This window comes from Streptomyces sp. NPDC056738 (assembly GCF_042790435.1).
Taxonomy (GTDB): domain Bacteria; phylum Actinomycetota; class Actinomycetes; order Streptomycetales; family Streptomycetaceae; genus Streptomyces.
Map to the genome: position 1 here is coordinate 101,327 of NZ_JBHTZF010000005.1, position 13,933 is coordinate 115,259.

A 13,933-nucleotide genomic window follows, 5' to 3' on the forward strand; every position below is an offset into this window, starting at 1 on the left:
GGCAGTGGGCGGTTCAGCCCCGCCGCTGCGGGGCTCCACCTTCCAACCGTCACCGCGTGCGCCACGGCCGTCAACCGCGGGAGTGCGTTGGTGTTACGACAGCCGGTCCCGTCGGCCGGTCGCGTCAGGGCGCGGGTCCCGGCCCTGACGGCGCTCGGACCGCCCCGTTCCGTCACGGCGGCGCGTCCCCGAGTCCGCGGTCCCGGCTCAGCAGTTCGTCCAGGTCGGCGAGCCGGTCCAGCCCCCGGACAGCCTGTGCCGTGCGGTGGTTGCCGGCCAGCCGTCGGCGGTGACGGTGCAGGAACGCCCAGTATCCGGTGGTGTAAGGGCAGGCCGTTTCCCCCGAGCGTTCCGTAGGCCGGTAGGCGCAGCCCTTGCACAGGTCGCTCATACGGTTCACGTAGGAGCCGCCCGAGGTGTACGGCTTCGTGGTCATCCGCCCGCCGTCGGCGTACTGGGACATCCCGACGACGTTGGGCAGCATGACCCAGTCGTAGCCGTCCACGAAGCAGCGGTGGAACCAGTCCGTCACCGCCCTCGGGTCCCAGCCGCGTTGCAGCGCGTAGCTGCCGAGCAGCATCAGCCGGGGGATGTGATGCGTCCAGCCGGTGTCGCGGACCTGTGCCAGCGCCGTGGCCAGACAGTTCGCGTTCACGGCGTCCGCGTCCAGTTCCAGGAACCAGTCCGGAAGGGGCCCCTCGTGCCCGAGGACGTTGCTGTCCCGGTAGTCGTCGCCGAAGTGCCAGTAGAGCTGCCAGACGTACTCGCGCCATCCGGCGATCTGGCGGACGAACCCCTCCACGCTGTTCAGCGGTGCCCGTCCGGCTCTCCAGGCCCGTTCGGCGCGCTCGACGCATTCGAGCGGGTGCAGCAGGCCGAGGTTCAGCGACGACGACAGCAGGCTGTGGCTCATCACCGGATCGGCCTCCAGCATGGCGTCCTCGTGCGGGCCGAAGCCGGCCAGCCGGTACTCGGTGAACCGTCGCAGCGCGGCCAGCGCCTCACGCCGCGACGCCGGGAACCGGCGCGGGCCGTCCCGGCCGACGAAGCGCACCGCGCCCTCGCGTTCCCACCGGTCCAGGTCGTGGCGTACCCGCTCGTCGATGTCGTCCTCGCGGGGCCGGTACGGTGCCGGCGCGCCCAGGGTGTGCTCACCCCGGGGCGGGGGTTCACGGTTGTCGTGATCGAGGTTCCAGTTCCCGCCCGCCGGGGCGTCGGCGTCCATGAGTAGATCGTGCTCGCGCCGCACCCAGCGGTAGAAGTCCTCCTGGCGCAGCGGCCTGCTTCCGCGCTCGTCGGCCCAGGCACGGAAGTCCGGCTGTGGCACCAGGAACCCGCGGGCGGGCAGCACGGTGACATGGCCGAGTGACCGGACCAGACGCAGGGCCGCGTGGGAGGTGGGGTGGTGCACCGTCACCGGGTCGTCGCCGACCGCTTCGCGCAGCCCCTCGCGGTAGGTCTCGCTGCGGACGTACCGCACGCGTCCGCCGAGCTCGGCCGCACGGTGCCGCATGGCCGACAGGACGAGATGCGCCTTCGCCCGGTGGAAACGCCGACGGCGGAACACGGAACGGGCCTCGATGACGACCACCGGTGCGTCACGGTCCGGACCGCCCTCGCCGGGAGCAAGGAAGTGGGGTCCGAGCTGGTCCCCGAAGAGCCAGTGGGCTGTGGGCATGAGGATCTCTCCACGGTCGTCGGCCGTGCGGGACGGGTCTCCCGGCAGCACCGGCTTCGTGCGATCACGCCGTCCGGGTCGAGAGCCCCGGCTCAGGCGCTCACGAAGGACGCTACGGGGACGGTGGTCCCGCCGCACGCCGCGGACGTACGGGCGGCGGCCCTCGTCGCACACCGGACCGGTGGATAGGGTCGACCGCGTCCACAAGATCGCCGAGGCCCCGTCCTGGGCACCGAGGAGTCGTCGATGCACACCCCGGAACCGAGCCACGCCGTACGGCTCGCCACGTACGGGAGGGTGGCCACGCGTCTGTCCCTGCTGAGCGACCGCCGGCTCGGCGAGGTCCTGGCCGACGCCGCCCCGCTGGGGTCCGGCATCGGCGGCAGGTCCGCGGAACTGGACGTCGACGGCACGCGCGTGTTCGTCAAGAAGGTCCCTCTGACGGACACCGAGACACGGCCGGAGCACGCGCGGTCAACGGCGAACCTCTTCGGGCTGCCGACGTTCTACCAATACGGGGTCGGCTCGGCCGGGTTCGGCGCCTGGCGCGAACTGGCCGCGCACGTCATGACGACCAACTGGGTCCTCGGGGACGCGTACGACGGCTTCCCCCTGATGTACCACTGGCGCGTGCTGCCCGACACGCCCCCCGAAGGGTTCACCGACGTGTTCGGGGGCATCGACGCGGCGGTCGAACACTGGGACGGCTCACCCGCCGTACGGGAGCGTCTGGAAGCCATCGGGCGGTCCTCGGCCAGCCTGGTCCTCTTCCTGGAACACATCCCGCGGACCCTCGCCGACTGGCTGCACGACCACCGGACCGCCGCGGCGGAGGGCGGGGACGGGGCGCCGTACCGGTGGGCGGAGGAAGAGCTGGCACGCGGCACCGCCTTCATGGCTGCGCAGGGATTCGTCCATTTCGACGCCCACTTCGCCAACGTCCTGACCGACGGCCGGAGGCTGTACTTCGCGGACTTCGGCCTCTCGCTGAGCTCCGGCTTCGAACTGACGGCGGCCGAGGCGGAGTTCCTGGCCGCCCACCGCCTCTACGACCGCTGCCATGTCGCGCGCCATCTGCTGCGCCACCATCTGCCCGCGGGTCCGGACGACGACACGGAGTACGAGGCGTTCCTGCGCGCGTGGATCGCCGGACGGCGTCCCGAAGGCGTACCGCGCGAGATCGCCGGGATCATCGACCGGAACGCCCGGGCCGCGGTGACGATGGGGGACTTCGCCCGGCGTCTGCTCACCGAGAGCAAGCGGACGCCGTTCCCGGTCGCCGCGTTCGAGCAGGCCTGGGGCGACGAGCGGTAGCGCGCAGCCGGCCTCACCGTCACCCTCCCCGACCAGCCGCTCACACAGGGCCACTTTGTCCCTATATATGTTTATCGGTCCTAGGTTCGGGCAGGTGGAAAGGAGTGCTTCGGATAGTAGGCACGTCCGTGAGAGCGTCGCTTGAACGCGCGGGTGTGTCCGGAAGTCATGTGCCGCTCCCATGGTGTTTCTGTCCAGTCAGCAACCCGTGAGGGAGCTGTCAGCACATGACCTGCACTGCTGCCACGCAACGCCGCCGCCACGACGACGCCCCCGACACCGACGCCGCCTTCTCGCACCTCGCGGGACTTCCCGACGGGCCCGAGCGGCAGGCGCTGCGCGAGGAGATCGTCGAGGCCTGGATGCCGATGGCGGAGCGGATCGCCGGCAAGTACCGCGGCAGGGGCGAATCCGTCGAGGACCTGACCCAGGTCGCGGCCCTGGGTCTGGTGAAGTCCGTGGACCGCTACGACCCGGGTCGGGGCAACGCCTTCGAGAGCTACGCGGTCCCGACCATCGTCGGTGAGATCAAGCGTCACTTCCGCGACCACATGTGGGCCGTGCACGTACCCCGCCGGGTCCAGGAGGCCCGCAACCGGGTCCGCGTCGCCGTGAAGGACCTCGCGCCCGCCAACTCGGACCGGCAGCCCAGCGTCGCCGAGATAGCCGAGTACGCCCAGCTCAGCGAGGACGACGTACGCGTCGGACTGGAAGCCCTGGACAGCTTCGCGACCCTGTCCCTGGACGCCCGGCTCACCGACGACGACGGCTATTCCCTGGCCGACGCGCTGGGGGAGTCCGACACGGGCTTCGAGCTCGTCGTGAACCGTGAAGCCCTCAAGCCCGCCCTGGCCAGGCTGCCCGAGCGCGAGCAGACGATCCTCTACCTGCGGTTCTTCCGCGACATGACGCAGAGCCGTATCGCGGAGCGGCTGGGCGTCTCGCAGATGCACGTCTCACGCCTGCTCAGCAGTTGCTGCGCCGCGTTGCGCGAGGAGATCCTCGCGGAGACGTCCGGGGCCGGGGAATCCTCCGGTCCCTGAGCCGCGCTCGCCGGGGTCCCCGGCGAGATGACCTGTCGGCCCGGGTGCTCACGGACCCGCGTCGCTAGTCCGCGGGCCACGCCCCCACCGCCTGTCGGTACGCCACATGTCCGCCCAGCGCGCCGGTGACGCCGACCGCCACCAGCCCGCCCAGCGACCACAGCCTCGCCTTCGCCGGGCGGTGGCGCAGACGGGCCGACAACGAGGCGGCGAAGAGCGCCACCGCGGTCACGTTCGCGACGGCGTGGGCCAGCCCGACGCGCGCCTGCTCGGGCGGCAGGTCCGCCCAGTCGACCCATCCCGTGATCGCCGCCGGGGCGATCCCGGCCAGTCCGACGGCCGTCAGCGTCGTCGCGGCGCGCCGCCCCGCCGGCATGACGTCCATGACGGCGGCCGACAGCCAGCAGCCGATCGGGACCTGCACCAGGACCGGATGCACGGGATGGCCCAGCGGCCGGCCGTGCAGCAGATCACGGGCCGCGCCCAGCGGCAGCGAGCGGATCCCCCGCTGCAGCTTCTGGATCACGGGGTCCGCCGCCTCCGACCGCTCGATGCGGGCCAGCCCGGCCAGCCAGCGCGCCGAGACGCCGTCCGACGCCAAGATCGTCCGAGTATCCAGAGAGTTCTCCGGATCGTATGCGTTCATATCGGACGACTACCCGGCGCGAGGGCACTCTCGCACCCGCCGCTCGTGTGGCGTGGAGGTGTATCCGCGTCGTGTCGCGGCCGAGGAAGGGCTCGGCGGGCCCAAGGCGCGCCGCGTGCCGTGACGGCGACGCGACGCGCCTTCAGGCCCGAGGGCTCGTACCTCGGCCCGTCAGCAGTAGAGGTTGGCTCCCGGCGTGACGCCGAGGATCGACGTGAAGCGCTGGTAGGCGTCGACGCGGCTCTGGACCTGCGCGGGGTTCTTGCCGTCGCACTCCAGCGAGCCGTTGATGCTGCGGATGGTCTGGCCGAAGCCGGCGCTGTTCACCATCGCGTTGTGCGGCGTCATCGTGCCGGGGCCGGACTGTGTGTTCCAGTACCAGAGGCCGGTCTTCCAGGCGACGGCCGCGTCGGTCTGGACGAGGTTCGGGTTGCCCAGCAGGTCGATGCCGAGCGCGTCACCGGCGGCCTTGTAGTTGAAGTTCCAACTGAGCTGGATCGGTCCGCGTCCGTAGTACGCCGACTGGCCGGCCGGGCAGCCGTAGGGCTGGCTCCAGTCGCAGTAGTGCGAGTAGTTGGCGGTGTTCTGCTCCACCACGTAGACCAGACCGCCCGTCTCGTGGTTCACGTTGGCGAGGAACGCCGCCGCCTCCTGCTTCTTGACCGTGTCGCTGCCGCTGTTGGCGAAGCCGGGGAACGAACTCAGGGCGGCCTTGAGGCCGTTGTAGGTGTAGAAGGAATTCCGGCTCGGGAACATCTGGTTGAACTGCGTCTCGCTCACGACGAAGCCGTCCGAGGGGTTGGTCGAGCCGCCGTCACAGGCGTACGGCTCCCAGAACCAGGTGCTGATGGTGGGGTCGTAGCCCGGGTTGTCGTGCTCCGCTATGTAGGCCTTGCCGTCGGTGTACCGGACGATGTTCCCGGTGACGTAGGACCTGCCGGGGACCCAGTCCGGGTAGCTCGCGCAGGACCCGCCGGACGGGTTCGTCGGGCCGCTGTCGCAGGCGTAGGGGTCCCAGTACCAGGTGCTGATGGTCGGGTCGTAGCCCGGGTTGTCGTGTTCGGCGATGTAGGTCTTGCCGTCGGTGTACCGGACGATGCTGCCGGTGGCGTACGACGTGCCCGCGACCCAACTCGGGTAGCTCGCACAGGAAGCGGCGGACGCGCTCGTGGCCGGGAGCAGCACCGGCGCGGTGGTTCCGATCAGGACCGCGGCGAGGAGGGAAGCGGCGCGACGTTGTGACACGGGATCAGTCCTTTGCGGAGCGGGGCCGCTCCGGAGGCGGGGGGAGCCGTGTGCGTACGCCGACGCAACGCCGGTGCAGCGGAGTCCGGGCGACCGTGGTGGGGGGTGTGGAGCCACACTCAACCGCTTTGGTCTGTACCAGTCAAGGTGTAGACCAATCGGAGTCCGGGTCTTTGGCGAAAAGACGCCGGTGTGTCGGTCGACACCCAACCGCTGCGCGTGCCGGGGGAGTTGGGTCGGACGTGGTGGGTGTGATCTCTGGTCTGCGGCGGTTCTCGACCAGTCGGACCACTCGATCGAGCCCGTGGCCGACCGGATCAGGAGGCGCCGAGGTTCCCGAACCGGGCGATGCAGTGCCAGACCTTCTTCAGATCCTGCGGCTCGTACCGGCCGGTGCGGGCGGCGTCTCCGACGATCCGGGGGGTGAGTCGCCCGCCGACGGCGATCTCGGCTCCCAGGTCCACGTACTCCCGGCCCCGGTAGTGCGGATGGCGCCGCAGTTCGGCCACGCCGAGCCGGAAGCCGGGATGCCATTCGACGGTACAGGGCAGGCGCCGCGCCGCCTCGTGGACCTCGGTGCCGCGATAACTGGGGTCCAGCACCAGGGCTTCCACGTCACGGTCGAATCCGACGGGCCCGTGGATCTGCGCCTCGATGTGGCCGTCCAGGGCGTCCGTGTCCGCCGCCTCGGCGAGCTCGACCAGTGAACACCGGTCGGCGACCCCGAACGAGGAGGGCTCGGCGGAACTGTCCGGATAGCAGAACGTGGTGCGCGCAAGGGTCTCGGGGCTGAGCCTGAAGAACGAGGAACCGAAACGCGGAGCGCCACCCGTCGGGGCGCGGCGGTAGTTCAACGCGCCGTAGACGGGGCGCAGTTCGGGTGCGGCGTCGTCGTAGGCGCCGGCGAAGATCCGACTCTCCCAGCACCACCGGTCCCCGCCCCGGTGAGCGGTCAGTCCACCGTTGCTCGTACCCGTCGTGAACTGGGACCGGTAGACACCGTCGTCGGCCATCTGGACGAGCAGGGGGCGATCGCCCGCGGTTCGATCCGGGTGGAAATGCATCGTCACCCGTAAGTCGGAGGGGAGCGGCGGTCCCGTGGACGAATTGGCGACGTGTCGCATCGCCCTGTCCTGAAGTGCAACAGCGTTGTCGGCGGCGGCCATGGCGTGAAGTCTGCACGGGCCGCGCTCGCGGTCGCACTCAGTTTTCGTCCGTCGGCGCGCTCCGATCGCCGATCGGCATGTCGTCGGCCCTCGGGAACGGCGCTTCCGCCGGGCCCCTCGCCGACCGGTGCCGGGGAGCAGGCCGGCTCACCCCTGGGGCAGGGACACGGCGGGGACGACGGCACGGATCGCGTCGGTCTGCAGCGTGGTGATGCGTTCGACGACAAGCCCCAGCAGCACGCCGGCCGCGATCATGAGTGCTTCGGTCGCCACGAGCAGCGCCATCGACTCCGGGGCCACCTGCATCGCCGTCACGAACACGAGCCCGTGGGCGATCCAGGCGCCCCACCACAGATTCACCAACGTGACGTCCCGCTTCTCGTCCCACGACCGGGAGCTCGCGCGCCCGATGTCGAGGACCCTCTCGCGAGGGCCGAAGAGGTTGCTCACCGGGATGAACCAGGCGCCGATCGTCTCGGCGGCGGTCGGGACGGGACTCTGGGGGGACAGCAGTTCGGCGTTGCGCCGGGACCGGGCCAGCCATACGAGGAACAGCACGATCGCGAGCAGCATCAGGTTGACGAACACCCTGGAGACCGAGCCCGACTCCATGGATGCGTCCGAGGGGTGCAGCCTGTGGTTCCTGAGGGCCACCGCCCGGAACACGTCCGCGACCGTGGCCGCCCCTATCGCCGTCTGCGCACAGCGGGCAAGGATCCGGGGGGCCTTGGGTGCGGTACGCGTCCTGTCCGCGTGGCCCGTCCGGGAAGTGCTCGCGCGGGCGCGCGGCTGGTGCCGGGGTGGAGTGATCATAGTGCCGGATCATCGCACGTGCGTGCGATGATCCGGCAGCTCGACGCTGTCCCGGAATCGGGCGTCCTCAGGCTCCGGGGCGAAGCGTGGCGGGCTCCGGGGTGAAGGCGCGTTGCAGGAGGGTGTAGAGCGTGTCCCGCTCCTCCTCGCTGAGTCTGGCCAGCCCCGCGCGCGTGGTGTCCATCTTGGCGCGGATCACGTCGATGACGCGGCGGCCCTCGTCGGTGAGGACGACGTTCTTGACGCGGCGGTCCGTGGGGCTGGGCTCGCGCCGCACCAGATCGCGCTTCTCCAGCCGGTCGACGATCCCCGTCATGTTGGAGGCGTCACAGGTCAGGATCGTGGCGAGGGCCCGCATCGCGGCAGGTCCCCGGCGCAGGACGTTCAGCGTCTTGCCCTGGCTCGCCGTGAGGTTCTCGCTCGCCGCGGCCACCGTGAAGTCGCCGTAGTAGGCCCCGAGCGACACCGACAGGAGCTCCATGAGCTGGTCCGTGTCCACACCGCTGGTTCCTGTCATGTGACTCACCCTACGCCAGGAAGTTTGACCATCTCAAATATTCACGGCTACGGTCAGCTATTGCTTGAAGTTCTCAAGCATCGAGGTTGTTAACTAGTTAGGGCAGACTTTCCGTGTCTCACACACAGCAAGCGGCGTCGCCGAGGTCCTCCGGGCAGACCGGGATCGTCCTGGTGCTCGGGCTCGCCGCCATGGTCGTCTCGATGATGCAGACCCTGGTCGTCCCGATCCTGGGCATGATCCAGAGCGACCTGAAGGCCAGCACGGCGAACGTGAGCTGGGTGACCACCGCGACCCTGCTGTCCGCCGCCGTCTTCACCCCGCTGCTCGGCCGCTTCGGTGACCAGCACGGCAAGAAGCCCACGCTCGTCGGCGTGCTCGTCGTGATGATCGCCGGATCGGTGCTCGCCGCCACCACGACCTCGCTGACCTGGCTGATCGTCGGGCGTGTGATGCAGGGAGCGGCGACCGCCATCTTCCCGCTCGCCCTCTCCGTACTGCGTGAGGAGATCGCTCCCGAGAAGCTGCACGGAGCGATGGCCCTGGTCAGCGGCACGCTCGCGTTCGGCAGCGGCCTCGCCCTCGTCGGCGCCGGCCTCCTCACCCAGGGCTCGCACCCCGACTACCACCGGCCCTTCTGGCTGGCCGTCGTGCTCGCGGTGGTGGCCCTGGTGGGCGTGCTGCTCCTGGTGCCCGCCTCCCGCACGAAGACGGGTGGACGCACCGACTGGCTGGGTGCGCTGACCCTCGGCCTGCTGCTGGTGCTCCTCCTGCTGCCGATCTCGCAGGGACACGAGTGGGGCTGGACGTCCGGCCGGACGCTGGGCACGTTCGCCGGCGCGGTCGTCATGGCGGGCGTGTGGGTGTTCACCGAGAACCGGGTCAAGGAACCGATGGTGGACATGAAGATGTTCGTCCACCGGCCCGTCCTCTTCACCAACCTGGCGGGGCTGCTGCTGGGCTTCGCGATGTTCACCCAGTTCATCGGCGTCTCCTACCTCGTGCAGATGCCCGACGAGCTCGTCGGTTACGGCTTCGGCGCCTCGGTGCTCGCCGCCTCCGTCGTCTACCTGCTGCCGACCACGCTCGTCTCCCTGGTCGGCGCCCAGTTCGGTGGCGTCCTCGTGCGCAGGCTCGGCGCACGCTTCACGCTGGCCGCCGGTGCCTGCTTCGGCGTCCTCGGTTTCGCCTGGCTGACCGCCGCCCACGACACCAGCGCCTCCGTCATCAGCGCGGGCATGCTCATCGGCCTGGCGATCAGCTTCGGCTACGCCTCCATGCCCGCCCTCATCGTCGCCGGCGTCCCGGCCCACCAGACCGGTATCGCCAACGGCATCAACTCCATCTCCCGCTCCGTCGGCAGCGCCGTCGCCAGCGCGGTGATCACCTCGCTGCTCGCCTCGAAGTCCGTGCCGCTGCCGGCCGGCATGCCCGCCCTCCCGCAGGAGAGCCAGTTCACGTTGAGCTTCGCCATCGCCGGCGGCGCGTTCATCCTGGTCGTCGTCGTCGCCCTGCTCGGGCTCAAGGCGGCCCACGCGCCGCGTACTCCCGTGGTGCGCAAGGGCGCCGAACCCGAGACCGCGGAACTCGCCGGGGCCGAGGCCGAGCCCGAGACCGCGTCCGTCTGACCGGGGCCACCCCCGCTCGACACACCGACTGCACCGGCCTGTTCGGCACCGCCGGACCGGCAGCACACGTACGAGGCGGCCGGTCCGGTGCCACCGCCGGACCGGCCGCTCGGCGGAACCGTCCGTACCCTTCCTAGAAAGGCACCCCGACGATGATGTCCTCGGACCGTCACCGAAGCGGAGCGACCCCGCTCGACCACCGGGCGGCGATCGCGGTGGAGACCGCCCGATTCGTCGCGGCGATCGAGAACGCCGATCCGGCCACCCCGGTACCGAATTGCCCCGGCTGGACGCTGGCGGACCTGGTCCGGCACACCGGCAGCGTCCAGCGCTGGTTCTCGGCCCTCCTGCACGCCCGCGTCCAGGAACCCCCGCGAACTCGCGACGTGGACCTGCGACTTCCGGAGACGTGGGACGGCTACGCGGACTGGCTGGCTGAGAGCGCGACGGTGGCCGCGGAAGCCTTCGCGGCCACCGGCCCGGACCTGCCCATGTGGGCCTGGGGCGTCGACCAGCACGCCCGTTTCTGGGCGCGCCGGATGCTCTTCGAGACCCTCGTGCACCGGGTCGACGCCGAGTCGGCACTCGGCCTGCCGGCCACGATCGACCCCGCGGTGGCGGCCGACGGCATCGACGAGTTCCTCGTCAATCTGCCCTTCGCCGCCTCCTTCGCCCCCGATGTCGCCCACCTGCGCGCTCCCGACCGGACCATCCGCTTTCGGGCGACCGACGGTGACGGCGACTGGCTGGTGCGCCTTCGGCCCGACGGCTTCGGACTCGACACGACCGGAGCGGCGACCGGACCGGCCGACGCGACCGTCAGGGCAACGGCGGCCGACCTGTTGCTCCTCGTCTACGGCCGCCTCGGCCTCGAAGCCGAGACCGTCGGACACGACGGGGACGAGGATTTCCTGACCCTCTGGTTCGACAACTCGGCCTTCTGAGGGACCCGTCGGGGCGAACGGTCGGCGGGCCCGGGCGACAGCCCACGTTTCGGGGCGGTCCGTACAACCAAAACCGTGACCGTCATGTCGTACATGGCAGGCCATTCGAGAGCCGCGACCCCAAGGGGGAACCATGCGTACGAGACGATCCATGGCGGTGCTTGCCGCCCTGACGATGGCCGGTGTCGGCGCGGTCGTGGCCGCGCCCGCACCGGCCGGCGCGGCCACGGCGGCGGTCGTGTGTCCGACCGGCTGGGGCAGCCTCCCGAAGACCGCGGCGGACACCGACAACGGGTCGCTGACCGACATCAGGACCGGGCGGCACGACTGCTACGACCGCATGGTCCTCGACGTGCCCACCGCCGGCACCACGGGGATCGGGTACACCGTCCACTACGTCGACGCCTTCATCCAGGACCCGTCCGGCATCCGCATCCCGGTCTCCGGCGGGGCGATCCTCGAGATCCTGGTGTCCTCCCCGTCGTACGACCCCGAGACCAACACCGCGACCTACCCCGGCCGCGGCGGTCAGCCTCTTCCGGGGGTCGACCTGACCGGCTACCGTACCTTCCGGGACGCGAAGTTCGGAGCCAGCTTCGAGGGTGTCACCCAGGTGGGACTCGGCGTGCGGGCCCGGCTGCCGTTCCGGGTGACGCAGCTCTCCGGTCGCCTGGTGATCGACGTCGCGCACACCTGGTGAGGTGGCGTCGTCGGCCGGGTCCGGCCGGTGACATGACGCGAGCGGGGCGCGGGCGCGCGGCGCGCACCGGCGCCGGCGGCCCGCTCGCGTCCGATCCCTTCGCCGCCGTGGGCGAGCCCGGTGCGAACCACGGAACTCACGCGCCCGGTCGGGCCGCCGCCCGGACACCCCTGGCGCGCCGGCTCTCGTAGAACGTCGGCCACAACGTGACCGCCACGAGCAGCCAGACCACGGCCAGGGTCCCGAGCCCGCGGCCGAACCCCGCGATCAGCAGCGGCAGCGCGCAGCAGGGCACGACCACCGACAGCATCCAGCGGCGCACGCCGCCGGGCTGCCGCAGCGCGGCGATCCCGGTGAGCAGGAAGTACCCGGCCAGAGACGCGCACAACAGCCAGCGCGTGCTGTCGGGCAGCGTGTCCGGGTGCTCCGCCGCCGCGCCCAGCCCGGCCGCGAGCGCCGCCAGGCAGCCCGACACGAAGCAGTGCAGCGGGAGCGCCGCACGGGCCGGCAGGGAGCGCGCGGTGAGGTACGGAACTCCCGCGTAGCCGTGCCGGAAGGACAGCGACCACAGGGCCACGAGCAGGAAGAACGCGGCGCTCGCGAGGCCGTAGAGCCGTCTGTTCCACGTGGCCTCCGAGGCGGCCTCGATGACCTGGGCGACGCCCTCGCCGAGCACGATGATCACGAACAGGCCGAGCCGTTCGCTCAGGTGGTCGGCGTGCGGCGCGGCCACCGACACGGGCGGCACGGTGTCGCGGCGCCGGGAGCGCCTCTCCTCGCGCTCGTCGTGGCTCTTCCGGTTCTCGATGATGTCGCGGGCGGAGACGGTGAAGGTGACCCACAGGTCGAGGGCGATGCCCAGGGCCCAGAGCCAGTACCGGGTGGGCTCGTTCGCCCACAGGGAGACGATCCACGGGACCACGCCGAGGGACATCTGGGCGGCGGGCCAGTCGACGAGGAGCTCCCGGCGATGCCGCCAGGCACGGTGGGCGAGAACGCGGATCACGACATAGGCGAGCGCCAGCGCTCTGGCCTGACCGTCCTCGCCCTCGTGGACGCCGGGGACGGCGGCGGCCATGACGGCCATGCCGAACATCGCGGCCAGCACCGTGCGCGCGTGCGTGCCCTCGCCCGCCACGTTCCCGTACAGCGTGAAGCAGATCCAGGCGGTCCAGAACGCGAGGAACAGCAGCGCGTACAGCCCGAGATCGGCGGCGCCGGGCTCACCGTGCAGCAGATGCGCGATCTGGGCGACTCCGGCCACGGCGACCAGGTCGAAGAACAGCTCCAGCCACGTGGCATGCCGCTCCTCGCCGGAAGCGGGAACCGCGGGCGACACCTCGTTCACACCAGTCCCTGTGCTCTCACCAAGACGTCGGGGGTACCTCGGCCGTACGACCGGACGTTCGCCCTGTGCGAGGGCGCATCAGTACGCGAGGAACGGTCATGATTCCTCGGCGTGGCGTCCTTCGGTGGGGCGCCGCGCCGTGTCAGGGCGGGCTGAGCACGCAGAACTCGTGGCCCTCCGGGTCGACGAGGCACGTCCACGGCGCGTCGCCCTGGCCCACGTCGAGATCGAAGGCGCCGAGGGTCCGCAGCCGGGCCACCTCCGCTTCCTTGTCGTCGCCCGGGTACGGCAGCAGGTCGATGTGGACCCGGTTCGGCACGGTCTTCACTCCGGGCGTGCGGAGGAACTCGAGGTACGGGCCGACATCCTGGGCCGACCGCAGCGTCGCGTGATCGTCGGCCACCTCGCGCACGGTCCAGTCCGTCGCCTCGCCCCAGAAACGGGCCATGGCCCGCGGATCCACGCAGTCGACCACCACGGCGGCGATCGGCCCGGTGTCGAGGTAGACCTCCCGGGGCTCCAGCACACAGAACTCGTTGCCCTCGGGATCGGCGAGGACCGTCCACGGCACGTCGCCCTGGCCCACGTCGGCGGGCGTCGCCCCGAGCGTCCTCAGACGGTCGACCAGCTCCGTCTGGTGGGCGGCCGAGGTGGTGGCGAGATCGAGGTGCACACGGTTCTTCGTCGCCCTCTTGGGCTCCGGTACCGGAACGACGTCGATGCCGAGGGCCACCGGGTCCGGCCAGACCGGACCGCCGGGAGGCCCGACATAGGTGGTCACGCCGGGGCTGTACGCACTCCAGCCGAGCGCCTCCGCCCAGAACCGCCCGACGCCCGAGCTGTCGACGGCCTTGACGTTCACGTGAACGGGTCGCAGTGCCATGCCGGCGA

The 13,933-nt window shown here is 70.9% G+C and carries 13 protein-coding genes; 5 read left to right on the forward strand and 8 right to left on the reverse strand.

Annotated elements, in window-relative coordinates:
* Positions 1-172 precede the first annotated feature (172 nt).
* Positions 173-1,678, reverse strand: coding sequence for a cryptochrome/photolyase family protein (locus tag ACFRIC_RS14515; RefSeq protein ID WP_382784536.1), 1,506 nt, complete (start codon positions 1,676-1,678; stop codon positions 173-175).
* 246 nt (positions 1,679-1,924) lie between these two features.
* Between ACFRIC_RS14515 and ACFRIC_RS14520 the strand changes: the two genes are divergently transcribed.
* Both ACFRIC_RS14520 and ACFRIC_RS14525 read left to right on the forward strand, forming a co-directional pair.
* Positions 1,925-2,992, forward strand: a complete 1,068-nt coding sequence (locus ACFRIC_RS14520) for a protein kinase family protein (RefSeq protein ID WP_382784538.1) — start codon at positions 1,925-1,927, stop codon at positions 2,990-2,992.
* Positions 2,993-3,219: 227 nt separating this feature from the next.
* On the forward strand, positions 3,220-4,035 hold the full coding sequence (locus ACFRIC_RS14525) for an RNA polymerase sigma factor SigF (protein WP_382784540.1): 816 nt from the start codon (positions 3,220-3,222) through the stop codon (positions 4,033-4,035).
* Positions 4,036-4,099: 64 nt separating this feature from the next.
* Here ACFRIC_RS14525 and ACFRIC_RS14530 read toward each other — a convergent pair whose 3' ends face one another.
* The 5 genes from ACFRIC_RS14530 to ACFRIC_RS14550 form a co-directional block, all read right to left on the reverse strand.
* Positions 4,100-4,681 carry a DUF2231 domain-containing protein gene (locus ACFRIC_RS14530; protein WP_382784543.1) on the reverse strand — a complete coding sequence of 194 codons (582 nt, stop codon included), beginning with the start codon at positions 4,679-4,681 and terminating at the stop codon, positions 4,100-4,102.
* A gap of 171 nt (positions 4,682-4,852) precedes the next feature.
* Positions 4,853-5,926, reverse strand: coding sequence for a glycoside hydrolase family 19 protein (locus ACFRIC_RS14535; RefSeq protein WP_382784546.1), 1,074 nt, complete (start codon positions 5,924-5,926; stop codon positions 4,853-4,855).
* Positions 5,927-6,243: 317 nt separating this feature from the next.
* Positions 6,244-7,050, reverse strand: a complete 807-nt coding sequence (locus tag ACFRIC_RS14540) for a DUF3626 domain-containing protein (protein WP_382784549.1) — start codon at positions 7,048-7,050, stop codon at positions 6,244-6,246.
* Between the two features lie 189 nt (positions 7,051-7,239).
* Entirely contained in the window at positions 7,240-7,905 is a 666-nt protein-coding gene (locus tag ACFRIC_RS14545; RefSeq protein ID WP_382784551.1) for a DUF4328 domain-containing protein, read from the reverse strand.
* Positions 7,906-7,972: 67 nt separating this feature from the next.
* On the reverse strand, positions 7,973-8,422 hold the full coding sequence (locus ACFRIC_RS14550; protein ID WP_382784554.1) for a MarR family winged helix-turn-helix transcriptional regulator: 450 nt from the start codon (positions 8,420-8,422) through the stop codon (positions 7,973-7,975).
* A gap of 113 nt (positions 8,423-8,535) precedes the next feature.
* Here ACFRIC_RS14550 and ACFRIC_RS14555 point away from each other — a divergent pair, with 113 nt between their 5' ends.
* The 3 genes from ACFRIC_RS14555 to ACFRIC_RS14565 all read left to right on the forward strand — a co-directional run bounded on the left by ACFRIC_RS14555 (position 8,536) and on the right by ACFRIC_RS14565 (position 11,694).
* Positions 8,536-10,050, forward strand: a complete 1,515-nt coding sequence (locus ACFRIC_RS14555) for an MFS transporter (RefSeq protein WP_382784557.1) — start codon at positions 8,536-8,538, stop codon at positions 10,048-10,050.
* Between the two features lie 152 nt (positions 10,051-10,202).
* Positions 10,203-10,994 carry a maleylpyruvate isomerase family mycothiol-dependent enzyme gene (locus tag ACFRIC_RS14560; RefSeq protein WP_382784560.1) on the forward strand — a complete coding sequence of 264 codons (792 nt, stop codon included), beginning with the start codon at positions 10,203-10,205 and terminating at the stop codon, positions 10,992-10,994.
* 133 nt (positions 10,995-11,127) lie between these two features.
* Positions 11,128-11,694 (forward strand): hypothetical protein, encoded by a 567-nt coding sequence (locus ACFRIC_RS14565; RefSeq protein WP_382784562.1) that lies wholly within the window; start codon positions 11,128-11,130, stop codon positions 11,692-11,694.
* Positions 11,695-11,830: 136 nt separating this feature from the next.
* Here ACFRIC_RS14565 and ACFRIC_RS14570 read toward each other — a convergent pair whose 3' ends face one another.
* Positions 11,831-13,042: a low temperature requirement protein A gene (locus tag ACFRIC_RS14570; RefSeq protein ID WP_382784565.1), complete on the reverse strand. Its 1,212-nt coding sequence runs from the start codon at positions 13,040-13,042 to the stop codon at positions 11,831-11,833.
* A gap of 142 nt (positions 13,043-13,184) precedes the next feature.
* Complete coding sequence (locus tag ACFRIC_RS14575) at positions 13,185-13,925, reverse strand: VOC family protein (protein ID WP_382784567.1); 741 nt, start codon at positions 13,923-13,925, stop codon at positions 13,185-13,187.
* Between the last annotated feature and the right edge of the window lie 8 nt (positions 13,926-13,933).